This is a genomic window from Micromonospora sp. ALFpr18c, from assembly GCF_008868155.1.
GTDB lineage: Bacteria > Actinomycetota > Actinomycetes > Mycobacteriales > Micromonosporaceae > Micromonospora.
Map to the genome: position 1 here is coordinate 44,009 of NZ_WBKR01000004.1, position 16,414 is coordinate 60,422.

At 70.9% G+C, this 16,414-nt stretch carries 15 protein-coding genes and 2 riboswitches; of the genes, 8 read left to right on the forward strand and 7 right to left on the reverse strand.

Annotated features, from left to right (window positions below; all coding sequences use genetic code 11):
* Nucleotides 1-521 precede the first annotated feature (521 nt).
* From F8271_RS01905 to F8271_RS01915, 3 genes are read right to left on the reverse strand one after another with little or no spacing between them, the layout of a single operon-like run.
* The gene (locus F8271_RS01905; protein ID WP_151487853.1) at nucleotides 522-1,130 is read right to left on the reverse strand and encodes a histidine phosphatase family protein; all 609 of its coding nucleotides are present in this window, start codon (nucleotides 1,128-1,130) and stop codon (nucleotides 522-524) included.
* Nucleotides 1,127-1,891 (reverse strand): CbtA family protein, encoded by a 765-nt coding sequence (locus F8271_RS01910; protein ID WP_151487854.1) that lies wholly within the window; start codon nucleotides 1,889-1,891, stop codon nucleotides 1,127-1,129. The genes F8271_RS01905 and F8271_RS01910 overlap by 4 nt, the downstream gene beginning before the upstream one ends.
* Nucleotides 1,882-2,085: a CbtB domain-containing protein gene (locus tag F8271_RS01915; protein ID WP_151487855.1), complete on the reverse strand. Its 204-nt coding sequence runs from the start codon at nucleotides 2,083-2,085 to the stop codon at nucleotides 1,882-1,884. Before F8271_RS01915 ends, F8271_RS01910 begins: the two co-directional genes overlap by 10 nt.
* 58 nt (nucleotides 2,086-2,143) lie before the next feature.
* Nucleotides 2,144-2,222: riboswitch (cobalamin riboswitch) on the reverse strand.
* Between the two features lie 836 nt (nucleotides 2,223-3,058).
* On the opposite strand from F8271_RS01915, the gene F8271_RS01920 reads away from it, so the two are divergent.
* From F8271_RS01920 to F8271_RS01940, 5 genes are read left to right on the forward strand one after another with little or no spacing between them, the layout of a single operon-like run.
* Complete coding sequence (locus tag F8271_RS01920) at nucleotides 3,059-4,066, forward strand: ABC transporter permease (RefSeq protein WP_151487856.1); 1,008 nt, start codon at nucleotides 3,059-3,061, stop codon at nucleotides 4,064-4,066.
* Between the two features lie 40 nt (nucleotides 4,067-4,106).
* Entirely contained in the window at nucleotides 4,107-5,159 is a 1,053-nt protein-coding gene (locus F8271_RS01925; protein ID WP_151487857.1) for an ABC transporter substrate-binding protein, read from the forward strand.
* Nucleotides 5,159-5,977: an ATP-binding cassette domain-containing protein gene (locus F8271_RS01930; protein ID WP_151487858.1), complete on the forward strand. Its 819-nt coding sequence runs from the start codon at nucleotides 5,159-5,161 to the stop codon at nucleotides 5,975-5,977. Before F8271_RS01925 ends, F8271_RS01930 begins: the two co-directional genes overlap by 1 nt.
* Nucleotides 5,974-6,117 carry a hypothetical protein gene (locus tag F8271_RS01935; RefSeq protein ID WP_192580104.1) on the forward strand — a complete coding sequence of 48 codons (144 nt, stop codon included), beginning with the start codon at nucleotides 5,974-5,976 and terminating at the stop codon, nucleotides 6,115-6,117. The genes F8271_RS01930 and F8271_RS01935 overlap by 4 nt, the downstream gene beginning before the upstream one ends.
* Nucleotides 6,114-7,076 carry an aldo/keto reductase gene (locus F8271_RS01940; protein ID WP_225854107.1) on the forward strand — a complete coding sequence of 321 codons (963 nt, stop codon included), beginning with the start codon at nucleotides 6,114-6,116 and terminating at the stop codon, nucleotides 7,074-7,076. The genes F8271_RS01935 and F8271_RS01940 overlap by 4 nt, the downstream gene beginning before the upstream one ends.
* Nucleotides 7,077-7,086: 10 nt before the next feature.
* Here the strand turns inward: F8271_RS01940 and F8271_RS01945 are convergent, their stop codons facing one another.
* From F8271_RS01945 to F8271_RS01955, 3 genes are all read right to left on the reverse strand, one after another.
* Nucleotides 7,087-7,809, reverse strand: a complete 723-nt coding sequence (locus tag F8271_RS01945; protein WP_151487860.1) for a FadR/GntR family transcriptional regulator — start codon at nucleotides 7,807-7,809, stop codon at nucleotides 7,087-7,089.
* Nucleotides 7,810-7,817: 8 nt separating this feature from the next.
* Nucleotides 7,818-9,212 carry an L-fuconate dehydratase gene (locus tag F8271_RS01950; RefSeq protein ID WP_151487861.1) on the reverse strand — a complete coding sequence of 465 codons (1,395 nt, stop codon included), beginning with the start codon at nucleotides 9,210-9,212 and terminating at the stop codon, nucleotides 7,818-7,820.
* 172 nt (nucleotides 9,213-9,384) lie between these two features.
* On the reverse strand, nucleotides 9,385-10,485 hold the full coding sequence (locus F8271_RS01955; RefSeq protein WP_151487862.1) for an ROK family transcriptional regulator: 1,101 nt from the start codon (nucleotides 10,483-10,485) through the stop codon (nucleotides 9,385-9,387).
* Between the two features lie 41 nt (nucleotides 10,486-10,526).
* On the opposite strand from F8271_RS01955, the gene F8271_RS01960 reads away from it, so the two are divergent.
* The 3 genes from F8271_RS01960 to F8271_RS01970 all read left to right on the forward strand — a co-directional run bounded on the left by F8271_RS01960 (nucleotide 10,527) and on the right by F8271_RS01970 (nucleotide 15,672).
* Nucleotides 10,527-11,753 (forward strand): MFS transporter, encoded by a 1,227-nt coding sequence (locus F8271_RS01960; RefSeq protein ID WP_151487863.1) that lies wholly within the window; start codon nucleotides 10,527-10,529, stop codon nucleotides 11,751-11,753.
* Between the two features lie 76 nt (nucleotides 11,754-11,829).
* A riboswitch (cobalamin riboswitch) is annotated at nucleotides 11,830-12,047 on the forward strand.
* A gap of 191 nt (nucleotides 12,048-12,238) precedes the next feature.
* Nucleotides 12,239-14,638 (forward strand): ribonucleoside-diphosphate reductase subunit alpha, encoded by a 2,400-nt coding sequence (locus F8271_RS01965; RefSeq protein ID WP_225854114.1) that lies wholly within the window; start codon nucleotides 12,239-12,241, stop codon nucleotides 14,636-14,638.
* Nucleotides 14,639-14,676: 38 nt separating this feature from the next.
* The gene (locus F8271_RS01970) at nucleotides 14,677-15,672 is read left to right on the forward strand and encodes a ribonucleotide-diphosphate reductase subunit beta (protein ID WP_151487894.1); all 996 of its coding nucleotides are present in this window, start codon (nucleotides 14,677-14,679) and stop codon (nucleotides 15,670-15,672) included.
* 132 nt (nucleotides 15,673-15,804) lie between these two features.
* Here the strand turns inward: F8271_RS01970 and F8271_RS01975 are convergent, their stop codons facing one another.
* On the reverse strand, nucleotides 15,805-16,383 hold the full coding sequence (locus tag F8271_RS01975) for a dihydrofolate reductase family protein (RefSeq protein ID WP_151487865.1): 579 nt from the start codon (nucleotides 16,381-16,383) through the stop codon (nucleotides 15,805-15,807).
* Nucleotides 16,384-16,414 lie beyond the last annotated feature (31 nt).

Genomic DNA, 16,414 nt, shown 5'->3' on the forward strand with positions numbered 1-16,414 from the left:
CTGGGGGGACCTTCGGCCCCCTCTGTCAGACCCGGGTCGTATTCCTCTGCCGCGTGCGTCGGCGGATGCGGGAGTCTGTCCACGGCGGACACGGGCCGGATCGCCAGGCGACGGACGGACGGCGACATGGCGGTGCCGGCGGTCAGCCTCCCGCCGCACCGCCCGTCGTCGGTTCGGCCGGTGTTCGCCTGACGACCGCCACCGTGACGTTTCGGTGTGATCAACCCGTTGACATCGCTGTGCCCTGCCCGGAACTATCAGCGGCAGTCCCCCTAACTCCCGCCTTCATCGTCACGAGCTCGATGACAACGATGTCAGGCCGACTCCGAAGGAGAGCGCAGCCGACCATCGGAAGGGCCCTGAGCGTCTTGACCAGCGACATCAGCTGGGTGCTCGGGGCGTACCTGTTGGCCGCCTCGGTCCTGACGCCCATCCTCGGCCGCCGTTGACAGGCGCCCGGAGCCGGGCTCAGGCCGTGGCCGTCCAGAAGGATGGCCACGGCCTGCCGGCCGGGCCGACGCTCAGGCGGACATCCGCGGTGTCGCGGGTGCGGCCAGTCGTAGCTGCCATCGTGCGCCGTGGTCGGTGAGTCGGACGACCGCCAACGGTTCGACGTCCACCTGGCGGTACGTCGCCGTCGGGAGCCCGAGGGCGTGCACGACCGCGACCCGGATGACGAGCGGGTGGGTGACGGCCACGACCCGCCGCCCGCGTCCGCGCTGCCCGTCCAACCAGTGGCCGACGCGGTCCCGCACCGCGGTCACGGACTCGCCGCCATGGGGTGCCGCGTCCGGTGTGGACAGCCACTCGTGCAGCGCCTGCGGTTGGTCGGCCGCGACGTCGTCGAGTGACCGTCCGGTCCAGTGGCCGTAGTCGCAGTCGGTCAGCGCCGCCTCGACGGTCGGCGTGAGGCCGAGGGCGTCGGCGGTCTGGACGGCCGCCGCCGCGGGACTGGACAGCCCGACATCGGCGGCGCCCAGGTGTCCCCACCGGCCCTCTGGGGCGCAGGCCAGGGCGAGGACGGCCCGCAGGCCACCCTCGTCCAGACCGTCGTCCGTTCCGCCGAAGCGTGCCCTGCGCAGGGCGGCGGTGTGCCCGTGTGCGACCAGCCGCAGGCTGGTGGCGGTCACGTCACCGGCGCCGCGCTCGTGGCCCGGCGCCGGTCGTGCATCAGGGCCGCGAACAGCAGACCGATCCCGGTCCAGAGCACGACCTGGGTGCCGAGCGAGGCCAGCCGGAAGTCCCACAGCAGGGTCGCCGGGAAGTCGGCCGGGACCTCCTGGAAGGACGGCATCACCACGTACGACACCACGGTGACCAGCAGGAAGCCGCCGACGGCTGCGGCCACGCGCAGCCACGTCGGTGCCCCGACGCCGACCGCCCGGTAGCCCAACGAGCCCGCCCAGACCGCCACCAGGCCGAGCACCACCATCAGCAGGTAGGTGACGGTGCGCTGGTTGATGGTCGCCGGGTCGCCGACCGCCGGCGGATTCGCCGGATACTTGAGGAACGGCACGATCACCGCGCCGAGCAGCGCCGCGCCGGCCAGCAGCAGCCCCGACCGTCCGTCGTCGTAGGCGCGTCGCCGGCGCGACAGCAGGACGTACGCGGTGGCCAGCAGGCCACCCATCGCGGCACCGAACAGGCCGGTGGCCAGGAACAGCCCACCCCGCTGACCACTCCTGCTGACCAGGGCGTCCTCGTGCTGGTGCCCGCCGGCGGCCGGCTCGGCGTGCGTGGCCGCCTCCTCGATCGCGATGGCCGCCTCGATCCGCGGTTCACCGGCGACGTAGGCGAACGCCCCCGCGAGCAGGCCGGCTACCAGTCCGGCGAGCAGGCCACGGACGAGGACGGTGACGAACGGGGGAGCGGTGGTGGTGTTCAGTGGCACGGGACACCCAGCAGGTGCCGCCCGTCGTGCATGAGTTCGTGCAGGTACATGCCGCTGCGCGAGACCGCGCCCTGGTCGAAGGCGACAAGGTAGGCCAGCAGGGTGAGCACGGCGACGGTCGTCAGGACCGTCCACAGAAGACGTGCGGTGCCAGCGGGGTGCACCAACGGCTGGCTGGACGTGGAACTGGACATGCGTACACGAACCTCCCCGGGGATGACGCGTCCCCATCGCAAGGCTGCGGACGACCGAGCGTCCTGGCTCGCGGGCCTCCGTCGAAACGGTGGACCGCTCACAGTGGCGCGACCGCGCCGGATTCACACCGGCTTCCCTCGCGTCGCCGCAGATAGTGGGTCGACGGTATCGGTGCCGCCTCGGGCGGTCAACCCGGCCGCACGGGCCCGGACCCGAAGCCGTCGGTGCCTGCGGTCGTGGTGCGGGTGCGGCTGGTCGGTGGCTGTTCGAGCCGGATCGGTGTCGGCTGATTCGTCATACCAAAGCTCGATGCCAATGGTGGCCACCGCCTCTGTCGGTGCGCGGGTCCGATCCGGCTGCGGGCCGATGGTAGGTGCCTGTTACCGCTAACACGTCAATGCTGCCGACCGATCCACCGGCCGGGCGGGTGCCTGAGCGCACCAGGGCGTGGCCGATGACGACCAGCGACCCGCTCGCGTCGGGCATCGTCGACGCGCACCACCACCTCTGGGTCCGGCCGCGGCGCGGACGCCTTCGCGATCCGGTATCGATACATCGTGTGTTATCGATAAGATGCACGGGCCGACGATGGTCGATCCACGATGCCGTGTGCGTGGCTCGCCACCTCGCCGCATCCTGCCGACATTCCGGTGTGGACGCCCGAGTGGGCCGCATCGCCGACGTCCGGCGGTGCCACGTCCGGGGCCGTCGTGGTGGTGGCAGTTTGATCGGACGTATGCGGCCGGCGGCTCGGATAACGATGGCAAAACATGGTCGTAAGACCTTGGCAACATACCTGAATGCATGGCATGGTAACGCCTGATCGAGCGAAACATCCGACCTATCTCGACGGTGATGCGGGCTTCGGTTCGTGCTCTCCCTGCCGAGGAGGCTCGGTTCTCACAGGTGCTCCGCTCACCGGCGGTGATCCGTCGGGTGTCGGAGCCACGGCTGGGGAGGTCAGGTCCGACGATGAGTACCGTCGAGGCAACCGCCGGCAGGCAGCGCGGCGAACTCAGCGACTGGTTCCGAGAACGGATCTCGCACGCCGTCTCCGAGTTCACCGCCGCCACCGCGCTCGTCGTCCTGTTCATCGCGTTGAGCTTCGCCAGTCCCTATTTCTTGACGGCGGACAACCTGTTCAACATCGGGGCGCAGACGGCAGTGATCGCCATCATCGCCGCGGCGCAGACGATGGTCATCATCACCAAGGGCATCGACCTGTCGGTGGGGTCGGTCGCCGCCCTCGCCGGCGTCGCCGGGGCGATGGTCGTCCGTGACCTCGGCTTCCCGCTCTGGGCCGCGACCGCGGTCGCAATCGGCGTCGGCGCGCTGGCCGGGCTGGTGAACGGGCTGCTGGTCACCATCGCCCGAATTCCGCCGTTCATCGCGACGCTGGGGACGATGTCGGTGGGTCGCGGTCTCGTCTTCATCATCACCGGCGCGGTCGGCGTCTACGGACTGCCCCGGTCCTTCCAGCTGCTGGGCAACGGCGAGATCATCGGCATCCCGTTCGCCGTGGTGATCACCGCCCTCGTGGCCGTCGGAGTCGCCTTCCTGCTCTCCCAGACCCGGTTCGGTCAGTACACCTACGCGATGGGCTCCAACCTGGAGGCGGCCCGCCGCTCGGGCATCCGGGTGGGTCGCTACCTGACCGGGGTGTACGTGCTGGCCGGGGTCCTGGTCGGGCTGGGCGGCATGATCGCCGCCTCCCGGGTCAACTCGGGTCAGCCGAACTACGGCATCTCACTGGAACTCGACGTCATCGCCGCCGCGGTCATCGGCGGCGCCAGCCTCTTCGGCGGGCAGGGCCGGATCGTCGGGACCATCATCGGCGCCTTCCTCATCGCCCTGGTGCGCAACGGCGCCGTCCTGCTCGACATCAGCATCCACTACCAGCAGGTGATCGTCGGCCTGATCATCTGGGCCGCCGTCTACTTCGACCAGTACCGCCGCCGGCGGCTGCAAGCACGGGGTTGACATGCCATTTCGAGAGTCCGAACGAGGAAGGACACACACCATGGCACACACCACCACCAGCCGGCGCGCGCGAGGGCACCTCCTGCGCACACGAGCCATCCTGGCTGCCGCCGCGGCGACTGCTCTGCTCAGCGCCTGCGGCGGGGTCGAGGTCCGCGACGGAGGCGACGGCGCGACCAAGGACGCGAGCGGGCCGCTGAAGCTCGCCGTGGTGCCGAAGGCCGTCGGGGCCGACTACTGGAACACGGTGAAGGCGGGTGCCGACTGCGCCGCGCAACGCGCGGGCAACGTCACCGTCCAGTGGGACGGGGTGACGACCGAGACCGATGTCGAGGGCCAGGTCAACCTGATCCAGAACTTCGTCACCAAGAAGGTCGACGGCATCGTCTACGCGGCCACCGACTCCCGCGCCTTGGCGCCGGCCACCGACCAGGCGCTCGCCGCCAACATCCCGGTCGCGATGATCGACTCCGGCACCAGCCCGCAGCCGTCGGCCGTTCCGCTCTTCGCCACCGACAACCGCGCATCGGCGGTCGAGGCCGCGAAGCTGCTCGCCACCGAACTCGGCCCCGGCAACCACGAGGTGGCGCTGGTCGAGTTCCAGCCCGGATCGCAGACCAACACCGAGCGGGTCGACGGCTTCAAGGCCGGCCTGGCCCAGTTCCCCAACCTGAAGCTGGTCGGTCAGCAGCCCAGCCGCAGTGACGTCAACGAGGCACGGCGGGTCACCGAGAACATCCTCACCGCCAACCCCAACCTCGCCGGCGTCTTCGCGGCCAACGAGCCGAGCGTGCTCGGCGCCGCGCAGGCGATCCAGGCCGCCGGCAAGTCCGGCAAGGTGGTCATCATCGGCTGGGACGCCGCCCCCGACGAGATCGCCGGTGTGCGCAGCGGTCAGATCTCGGCGCTGGTCGTGCAGAACCCGTTCAAGATGGGCTACTTCGGGGTCGACAAGATGGTCAAGCACCTCCGGGACAAGGCGCCGCTGGCGTCCGCCGACACCGGGGTCACGTTCGTCACCAAGGAGAACATCGACTCCGCGGAGATCAAGGCGGTGCTCGAGCCCAGCTGCGCCAACCCCCCGGTGCAGTGATGGGCGCGACCCCAACGGCATTCACCGACACCGACGAGAGCCCGGCCGCCGCGGAACCGCCGGTCCTCGAAGCCCGCGGCATCGTCAAGCGGTTCGGGCACGTCGAGGCGCTGCGCGGCACCGACTTCACGGTCCACCGGGGTGAGGTCGTCGCGCTGATCGGCGACAACGGCGCCGGCAAGAGCACGCTGATCAAGACGCTGTCCGGTGTGCACCCGCCCGACGAGGGTGAGATCCGGGTGGGCGGTCGTCCCGTCCAGTTCTCCAACCCGGTCGACGCCCGGCGCGCGGGCGTGGAAACCGTCTACCAGGATCTCGCCGTCGCCGACGACCTCAGCGTGGCGGCCAACCTGTACCTGGGGCGGGAGATCCTGCGCTCCGGGCCGCTCGGCCGGCTCGGGCTGCTCGACAAACGGGCCATGCGGCAGGGCGCCGCCGCCGCGCTGGACGAGCTGGGCGTACGAATTCCCCGGGTCACCACCCCGATCGCCGTGTTGTCCGGTGGGCAACGGCAGTGCGTGGCGGTGGCCCGGGCGATCATCTGGGCGACCAACGTGGTCATCCTCGACGAGCCCACCGCGGCGCTCGGCGTCGTCCAGACCGGACGGGTGCTCGACGTCGTCCGGCGCGCCCGTGACGCCGGCATGTCGGTGGTGCTGGTGAGCCACAACATGCCGCAGGTGCTGGAGATCGCCGACCGGGTCGAGGTGCTGCGCCTCGGCCGGCGGGCGGCCCGGATGCGCGCCGACGAGGTGACCACCGACGACCTGGTCGCCGCGATGACCGGAAGCACCAGTAGGGAACGGGAGGATCGGTGACGGCAGTCGTCTGCCGGGGCGCGCCCGATCCCGCGATCGTGGACCGCGCCCTGCAGCCGCCCGGCCCCGGGCAGGTCCGCATCGCGGTGGCATACACCGGCATCGTCCCGGCCGTCGGCGGCGGCTGGCTCGGCCGGTGACGGGCCGTCAGCCGCACCTCACCGCGCTGGGCTTCGGCGCTTCGCAGGGCGGCAACCTCTACCGGGTGACGTCGGACGAGGACTTCGCCGCCGCGGTGGACGCCGCGTGGGACGGCGGGATCCGGTACTTCGACACGGCGCCGCACTACGGGCTCGGCCTGTCGGAGCGGCGCCTGGGTGCCGCGCTGCGCTCCCGCCCGCGCGACGAGTACGTGGTGTCGACGAAGGTCGGCCGGTTGCTGGTGCCGTCGCCGGAGACCGCGCATCTGCGGGATCCGGACGGGTTCGATGTGCCGGCCGAGCACCGGCGGGTCTGGGACTTCAGCCGGGACGGCGTACGACGCTCGCTGGAGGCCAGCCTTCGGCGTACCGGCCTGGACCGCATCGACGTGGTGTACCTGCATGACCCGGACGAGCATTGGGAGCAGGCCGCGTACGAGGCGGTGCCGGCGTTGGTGGAGCTGCGCGAGCAGGGTGTGATCGGGGCGATCGGGGCCGGGATGAACCAGTCCGCGATGCTGGCCCGGTTCGTGGCGGAGACCGATGTGGACGTGGTGATGTGCGCCGGCCGGTTCACCCTGCTGGAGCAGGGTGCGTTGACCGACCTGCTGCCCGCCGCGCAGGCCCGCCGCGTCGGTGTGGTGATCGCGGGGGTCTACAACTCCGGGCTGCTGGCCCGGGACATGCCGCCGTCCGACGCCGTCTACGACTATCAGCAGGCCCCGGCGGAGGTGATCGAGCACGCGCGGCGGGCGGCGCAGGTGTGCCGGGCGTACGGCGTCACCCTGCCCGAGGCGGCGTTGGCGTTCGTCCGCCGGCACCCGGCCGTGGTCTCCACGGTGGTCGGCATGCGCGACGCGGCCCAGGTGACCGAAACCCTGCGCCGCACCGACGCCGACGTCCCGGATCAGCTCTGGACGGCGCTGTACGAGGTGGGGCTGCTCGACGTGCAGTCGTGAGGGTGGACCTTCACGTCCGGGGGGTCTCGGCGGTCGCGTCACCCTCGTCGGGCAACCAGTGCAACGACTCCTCCACCCCGATCAGGTGGTTGGCCATCCGGATGCGGGCCCGTTCGGGGTCGCGTGCCACGAGGGCCTTCAGGATCGCCACGTGCTCGTCGTGGGTACGCCGGTCCGCGCCCTCCTCGTGCAGGCTCCGCCACAAGCGCCCCCGCAGGGTGCGCCCGGCGAACGCCTCGATCAGGCCGACGAGCACCGGATTCTCGGCGTGCACGGCGATGATCCGGTGGAAGGCGATGTCGATCTCCATGATTCGTTCGTGGTCCTGTGGAGACTGACCGGCGATCCGGGCCGCCTCGTCGAGCAGTTCCCCTGCCTGGGTGAGGGCCTCGTCGGTGATCCTGGTCGCCGCCAGCCGGGCGGCCTCGCACTCCAACAGCCGTCGGACGGTGTGGATGTGCCGCGGGTCGCCCTGGCCCTGGAAGTCCACGACGAAGCCCATCGGGGCCAGCAGTTGCGGCGCGTCGAGGTTCGTGACGTAGGTGCCGTCGCCCTGGCGGATGTTGACGATGCCGAGGATGGACAGGGCCGACATGCCCTCGCGCAGCGATCCCCGTGAGACGCCGAGCGACTCGGCGAGGTCTTTCTCGATGGGCAGCCGGTCGCCGGGCTTGAACTGCCCTTCGAGGATCATCCGTTTGATGCCGTTGACCACTTCGTCGGTGCGGGACATGACACCTCCTAGCGGCCGGCGGGGGTGGCCGTTCCACCCGCGATCACGTACGGCTCCGGAGATGACACGGTAGTCGGGTCCGCCGCGGCCCAGTAGTGGCCGTCGGGGAACCGGTAGAGCGCGACCGACTCGGTCCGCATCCGGGTGGAGTAGCCGGGCCGCTCGGGCAGGACGTAACCGCTGCCCGACCCGGTGTCCCGGATGACGCACGGGTCGGTGAAGTGCTCGTGCAGGTGGTCGACGAACTCGGTGACACGGCCGGTGAGATCGCCGGAGATCGCCACGTAGTCGAGCACCGACACGTGCTGGACCATCTCACACAGACCGACGCCGCCGGCATGTGGGCACACGGGGACGTCGAACTTCGCGGCGAGGAGCAGCACCGCGACGATCTCGTTGATGCTGGCCAGCCGGCCGGTGTCCAACTGGCAGAAGTCGATGGCCTCGGCCTGGAACAGCTGCTTGAACATCACCCGGTTGTGGCAGTGCTCGCCGGTGGCGACCCCGATGGGCGCGACGGCGCGGCGAACGGCCGCGTGGCCGAGGATGTCGTCGGGGCTGGTGGGCTCCTCGATCCAGAGCGGGTTGAACTGGGCGAGAGCCTTGACCCACTCGATGGCCTGACCGACGTCCCACACCTGGTTGGCGTCGATCATCAGGCTGCGGTGCGGGCCGAGGATCTGCCGGGCGATCGCGCAGCGGCGGATGTCGTCGTCGAGGTTGGCGCCGACCTTGAGCTTCACGTACCCGTAGCCGGAGTCGACCGCCTCCTGGCACAGCCGGCGCAGTTTGTCGTCGCCGTAGCCGAGCCAGCCGGCCGAGGTGGTGTACGCGGGATAGCCGGTCCGGTCGAGCTCGGCGAGGCGATCGGCCTTCGTGCCCTCCTTGGCGCGCAGGATGGCCAGCGCCTCGTCCCGGGTCAGCGCGTCGGACAGGTAACGCAGGTCCGCGATGTCGACGAGTTGCTCGGGGGACATGTCGACGAGCAGCCGCCACAGCGGCTTGTCGGCGGCACGGGCCACCAGATCCCACGAGGCGTTGAGCACGGCGGCGAGGGACAGGTGGACGACGCCCTTCTCCGGCCCGAGCCACCGCAGCTGCGAGTCGGAGGTGAGCAGGCGGTAGACCGCCCCCATGTCCGCCGCCATCGTCGCCACGTCCAGGCCGACCAGGCGGTGGGCCTGGTGAACGGCCGCCGCGACGACGATGTCGTTGCCTCGGCCGATGGTGAAGGTCAGCCCGTGACCCGCGAGCGGCGCACCCGCGCTGTCCACGCCGTCGGTGTGCAGGACGACATAGGCCGCCGAGTAGTCACCGTCCTTGTTCATGGCGTCGGACCCGTCGGCGGTCAGGGAGGTGGGGAAGCGGACGTCCTCGACGGTGACGGCAGTGATCTGCGGCATGCGCTCCTCGCCCGGCTCGGGGAAAGATCGGATGATCACTGGGAGTATACGGAGGCTTGATCCGGTGCGTCAACGACGTCGATGGACTCGGACGTGCGTTTTGATGAGGGATCGCGAGCTGTGGTCGCCTCGCCGATTGGCCCGATACATCAAATCTTTGAACCGCTGATCGTCACCCCTGGAGCAGGGCGAGTTCCGGCACGCCGTAGTGCCGGTCGAGGACCTGCATGGCGGCGCCCGCCGCGATCACGTCGGCGCCCAGGCTGGAGAGGGTGACGTCGGTGGTGAGCCAGTCGGCGCGCGGCACGTCGGTGTGCACGGCCTCCTCGACCGCCGCGAGGTAGGGCTGCGCGTACCGCAGCAGGTCGGCGCCCGCCAGCACCACGTGGGCGAGGTCGAGGGTCTGCAGCAGGTTGACGACGCCGACCGCCAGGACCCGCGCGGCCCGGGCGATGTCGCCGGCCTCGGCGGCCCGGTTGTGCACGATCTCCAGGCATCCGTGGCGTCCGCACACGCAGAGCGGGCCGTCGAGTTCGACGACGGTGTGGCCGAACTCGCCGGCGTTGGTGTGTGCGCCCCGGTGGGCCGTGCCGCCCAGCCAGAAGCCGCCGCCGATGCCGGACTCGACCATGATGAGGACCGCGTCGCCGAAGGTTCCGCCGTGCCGCCAGGCCTCGGCCGTGACCCCCGCGGTGACGTCCTTGTCGAGGTGGACCGGCAGGCCGAGGTGCGCCTCGGCGAGCTCGCGCAGCGGTACGTCGTGCCAGTGCCGCAGACCGTGGGCGTCGCGGACCAGGCCGTGCTCGTGGTCCAGCGGGCCGATCATCCCGATGCCGACGCCGGTGAGCCGGCCCCGCAGATCCCGGCCCGCGGTGATCGCGCCGATGCCGGTGCGCAGGGCGTGCAGCAGCTGCTGCGGGGTGAAGTCGTCGGGCAGCGGGCTGACCGCCGAGTGGTGCACCGCGCCGGCCAGGTCGACGAGCACCAGGCGCAGCGTGCGCCGGGCGACGTGGGCGCCGATGGCGTACCGGCTGTCGGGGACCAGCTCGTAGACGACCGCGGGTTTGCCGATGCCCGGGCGGCGGACGCCGGCGGTACGGATCAGGCCGTCGGCGGTCAGGCGGGCGATCACCTTGGAGACCGCCTGTGGTGTCAGGCCGGTGGCCTGGACGATGGTCGACCGCTCGAACGTCGGCACGGTACGCCCCACCGCCATGACCAGCGCCTGGTTGTAGCCGCGCAGGAACGTCACGTCGGCTGTGGTGCGCGTCATCTCGCCACCCTATTACGCAACGCTGTTGCTAAATTCTCCCGGTGGATGGATTGAGCAGAAATCGACGGCTCTCGGCGGTGGCCGCCCTGGCCCTGGGCGGTGTGGCCGTCGGTCTGACCGAGTTCGTGGCGATGGGCCTGCTGCCCGACATCGGCCGCGACCTGCTGTCCGAGCAGTACGCGCGGTCGCCGTCCGACGCGGTGGCCCGCGCGGGCTGGATGATCACCGCGTACGCGCTCGGGGTGGTCGTGGGCGCCCCGCTCATCGCCGCGCTGAGCGCGCGCCTGCCCCGCAAGAAGCTGGTGCTCGGCCTGCTCGTCCTCTTCACCGTCGGCACCGTCGCGTCGGCGACCGCCCCGACGTTCGACCTGGTGCTGGTGGCACGGTTCGTCGCGGCCCTGCCGCACGGCGCGTACTTCGGGGCGGCCGGCCTGCTCGCAGCGACCCTGCTGGGCCCCGGCAACGAGGCCCGCGGCTTCGCCGCCGTGCTCAGCGGACTGACCGTGAGCAACGTGGTCGGCGTACCCCTGATCACCCGACTCGGGCAGGCGGCCGGCTGGCGCACCGCGTACCTGGTCATCGCCGGGGTCTTCGTGCTCACCCTGTTGGCCGTGCTGGCGGTCGTCCCGGAGGTCGCCGCGGCGGTGGAGGGCTCGCCCGCCGCCGAGCTGCGGGCCCTGCGGACCAGGCAGGTGTGGCTGGTCGCGGCCACCGGGGCGATCGGCTTCGCCGGCTTCTTCGCGGTCGACACGTACATCGCTCCGGTCACCACCGACGTCGCCGGCCTCTCCGCCGCGACCGTGCCGTGGGCGCTCGTCGCGGTGGGTCTCGGCATGACCGTCGGCAACGCCCTGGGCGGCTGGCTCGCGGACCGGGACCTGCGCCGCAGCATGATCGTCGGCTTCGTCGCGATGATCGTGAGCATCGCCGTGTTCGGCCTCGTCGCGTCGAACCCCGCCGGCCTGTTCGTGGGCGCGTTCCTGGTCGGCGCGACCAGCCTCTACCTGGGGCCGGTCCTGCAGGCCCGCCTCATCACGGTGGCGCCGGGCGCCCAGCTGATGGGCGCGGCGATGAACCAGTCGGCCATGAACATCGCGAACAGCCTCGGCGCCGCCCTGGGCAGCGTCGCCATCGCCGCCGGGTTCGGCTACCTCGCGCCGGCCTGGGTGGGCGTGGTCCTGGCGATCCTCGGACTGGGCCTGGCGGCAGTCAGCTTCGCGGTCGAACGCCGCTCGCGCGTGCCGCAGCCGGTCACCGTCGGGAACTGACCCGCCCTCCGGTGACGGGTGTCACCGACACGCCCGGCCCGACATGTGGGGTGTGACAACCACGGCGTCCCTATATATGGTGTCGAGCGCAGCTGGTTCGGCCGCTCACCCGGAGTGGTCGAGGCAACAGGGAACCCGGTGGAAATCCGGGACTGTCCCGCAGCGGTGAGTGGGAACGACCGCCGTCATCAGCACTGGGCCACCACACGGCCTGGGAAGCGACGGCCAGTAGGAGACCGGCGAACCCGGTCGTGCCCGCGAGTCCGAAGACCTGCCAGCGCGCCGTACGCCCACACCCGGGCGTACGGCGGTCCGAGGCCGCGTGGGACGGCCGACGCCACCTGACCCACGCCGTCGCGGCGTGGCGTCCGCCGGTGTCTGTCTCCTCGTGTCCGGACCATCAGGTCTCGAACTCCGAGGAGCGAGTGGTGACAGTTACCGAGGTAGCCCCGGCCGCCAGCGGCGCGGCCCCCCGCCGGACGCAGATGCGCGTCCGCAAGCGCGACGGCGCCACCGAGGCGGTGGACGTCAACAGGATCGTCCGGGCGGTCGAGCGGTGGACCGACGACCTCACCGACGTCGACCCGCTGCGGGTCGCCACCCGCACGATCAGCGGCCTCTACGACGGCGCGACCACCGCCGAGCTGGACCGGCTGTCCATCCAGACCGCCGCCGAGATGATCGGCGAAGAGCCGCAGTACTCCCGCCTGGCCGCCCGCCTGCTGGCCGTCTACGTCGACAAGGAGGTCCGCCGCCAGGGCGTCACCTCGTTCAGCGCGGCGATCCGGACCGGTCACGCGGAGGGCCTGATCGGCGACGAGACCGCCGCGTTCGTCGCCGCGCACGCCACCATGCTCGACGACGCCGTCGACCCGGACGGCGACCGGCGCTTCGAGTACTTCGGGTTGCGCACGGTCTACGACCGGTACCTGCTGCGCCACCCGAGCACCCGGCTGGTGCTGGAGACTCCGCAGTACTGGCTGCTGCGGGTGGCCTGTGGCCTGTCCACCACCCCCGACGAGGCGGTCGGCTTCTACCGGCTGATGTCCAGCCTGGCCTACCTGCCCAGCTCACCGACGCTGTTCAACTCCGGTACCCGGCACACCCAGATGTCCTCCTGCTACCTGGTCGACTCCCCGCGCGACGAGTTGGACTCCATCTACCAGCGGTACGCGCAGGTCGCGAACCTGTCCAAGTTCGCCGGCGGCATCGGCATCGCGTACTCCCGGGTCCGGTCCCGGGGCGCGCTGATCCGCGGCACGAACGGGCAGTCCAACGGGATCGTGCCGTGGCTGCGCACGCTGGACGCCAGCGTGGCCGCGGTCAACCAGGGCGGCCGGCGCAAGGGCGCGGCCTGCGTCTACCTGGAGCCGTGGCACCCGGACATCGAGGAGTTCCTGCAACTGCGGGACAACACCGGCGAGGACGCCCGCCGCACCCACAACCTGAACCTGGCCAACTGGATCCCGGACGAGTTCATGCGCCGGGTCGAGGCCGACGAGGTGTGGTCGCTGTTCGACCCGCACGAGGTGCCCGAGCTGCCCGACCTGTGGGGGGAGCGGTTCGACGCCGCGTACCGGGCCGCCGAGGCACAGGGCCGCTACGTGCGGCAGGTGCCGGCGCGGGAGCTGTACGGCAAGATGATGCGCACCCTCGCCCAGACCGGCAACGGGTGGATGACCTTCAAGGACGCCGCCAACCGGCTGTGCAACCAGACCGCCGAAGACGGCGACGTGGTGCACCTGTCCAACCTGTGCACCGAGATCATCGAGGTGTCCAGCGACGCCGAGACCGCCGTGTGCAACCTCGGCTCGGTGAACCTCGCCGCCCACCTCGCCGACGGCGACCTCGACTGGGAGCGGCTGCGCGCCACGGTCCGCACCGCCGTGACGTTCCTCGACCGGGTCATCGACATCAACTACTACCCGACCCCACAGGCGGCGGCGAGCAACCCGCGCTGGCGCCCCGTCGGGCTCGGGCTGATGGGCCTTCAGGACGTGTTCTTCGCGTTGCGGCTCCCGTTCGACTCGCCGGCCGCGCGGGAGCTGTCCACCCGGGTCAGCGAGGAGTTGTACCTGACCGCGCTGGAGACCTCCGCCGATGTGGCGCGCCGCTTCGGCGCGCACCCGGCGTACCCGCAGACCCGCGCCGCGCGGGGCCAGCTCCAGCCGGACCTGTGGGGCGTCGAGGGTACGCAGACCGCGCGGTGGGACGCGCTGCGCGAGCGGGTCGAGGCGTACGGGCTGCGCAACTCGCTGCTGGTGGCTGTCGCCCCGACCGCCACCATCGCCTCGATCGCCGGCTGCTACGAGTGCGTCGAGCCGCAGGTGTCCAACCTGTTCAAGCGCGAAACCCTGTCCGGGGAGTTCCTCCAGGTCAACACGGCCCTGGTCGGTGAGCTGAAGGCCCGTGGCCTGTGGACCGAGGAGATCCGCTCGGCGATCAAGCGTGCCGAGGGCTCGGTGCAGGACATCCCGGAGCTGCCCGCCGGCGTCCGGGAGCTGTTCCGCACCGCGTGGGAGCTGCCGCAGCGGGCGCTGATCGACCTGGCCGCCGCCCGCGCGCCGTTCATCGACCAGTCCCAGTCGCTGAACCTGTTCCTGGCCTCGCCCACCATCGGCAAGCTCTCCTCGATGTACCTGTACGCCTGGAAGGCCGGCCTGAAGACCACCTACTACCTGCGCTCGCGCCCCGCCACGCGGATCCAGCAGGCCACCGTCGCCGTCGGCGCGCCCGGTGCTCTCGGCGCGGTCGGCGCTGCCACCGCTGTCGGCGCCCTCGGCGCGGTCGGCGCTGTCGGCGCTGCCACCGCTGTCGGCGCTGTCGACGCGGATGCGCTGGCCTGCTCGCTGGAGAACCCCGAGTCGTGCGAGGCCTGCCAGTGACCGCCGCCGACGCCACCACCGACACGAGGACCACGCACATGCTGCTCGACCCCGGGATGGACCTCACCCTGCGCCCGATGCGCTACCCGCACTTCTTCGACCGGTTCCGCGACGCCATCCGCAACACCTGGACGGTCGAGGAGGTCGACCTGCACGCCGACCTCGCCGACCTGGACAAGCTCTCGCCGGCCGAGCGGCACCTCGTCAGCCGCCTCGTGGCGTTCTTCGCCACCGGCGACACGATCGTCGCCAACAACCTGGTGCTCAACCTCTACCAGCACGTCAACAGCCCCGAGGGCCGCCTCTACCTGTCCCGGCAGCTGTTCGAGGAGGCGGTGCACGTCCAGTTCTACCTCAACCTGCTCGACACGTACGTGCCCGACGAGACCGAGCGGTACGCGGCCTTCGCGGCCATCGAGAACATCCCGTCGATCCGCCGCAAGGCCGAGTTCTGCTTCCGCTGGATCGACTCCCTGCACGACCTGCGCGAGCTGCGGACCCGGGAGGACCGGCGCACGTTCCTGCTCAACCTGATCTGCTTCGCCGCCTGCATCGAGGGGCTGTTCTTCTACGGCGCGTTCGCCTACGTCTACTTCCTGCGCTCCCGGGGCCTGCTGCACGGCCTCGCCTCCGGCACCAACTGGGTGTTCCGCGACGAGTCCATGCACATGGCGTTCGCGTTCGACGTGGTGGACACCGTCCGCGCCGAGGAGCCCGACCTGTTCGACGACGACCTCGCCGACCAGGTCCGCCAGATGCTCACCGAGGCCGTCGAGTGTGAGGTCCAGTTCGCCGAGGACCTGGTGGGCCAGGGTGTACCCGGGCTGACCCTCGCGGACGTGCGGGAGTACCTCCAGCACGTCGCCGACCGGCGCCTCGCCCAACTCGGCATCGCGCCGCACTTCGGGTCGGCCAACCCGTTCGCCTTCATGGAGTTGCAGGACGTGCAGGAACTGTCCAACTTCTTCGAACGGCGGGTGTCGGCCTACCAGGTCGGAGTGACCGGCACCGTGGCGTTCGACGACGACTTCTGACCGCCGCAGATCCTCGATCACGTGATGCTCAGTAGGTGAATCGGCTCGTCGACGACTGCTGAGCATCACGTGATCGAGGACGCGCGCAGGAGCACGAGCGCGGCGGGCTCTTCGTGTGCCCGCTCAGGTCGGTCAACGGCGTACCCGGTAGCGCAGGTGAAGCACCCGGTTGCCCTGCACCACGTCCGGGTCCTCCAGCAGGTGCTGGGCGTGGGCCGACCCGAAGTAGCGTTTGCCGGACCCGAACACGACGGGTACGACGTCCATGCGTACCTCGTCGATCAGGCCCGCGGCGAGCGCCTGGCCGCCGACGTCACCGGCGGCGACCTCGACGATGCGGTCACCGGCGAGTTCCTGCGCCCTGGCCACGGCTGCCTCGACGCCGTCGACGAAGTGAAACGGCGCCTCGGGATCCCAGCCCTCGGGCGCCGGCCGGTGCGTCACGACGACCACGTGGTCGATCCCGCCCGGAGGCTTCCCGTCCCAGCCGTCCGTCATGTCGAACACGCGGCGGCCGACGATTGTCACCCCGATCGAGTCCCAGTACGGCCGGGTGTGGTCGTAGGACGTCTGCGACACCTTCAGCACGCCGCTGTCGTCCAACGGGACGTCACCGCTGGACAGCCAGTCGAACAGCGGCCCGGGCTGGTCGTTCTCGTCCGCGATGAAGCCGTCCACCGACACCGAGCTGTACATGACCACCGTGCCCACGGGCTCTCCTCTGCGTTGGGTGCCCCCAAGT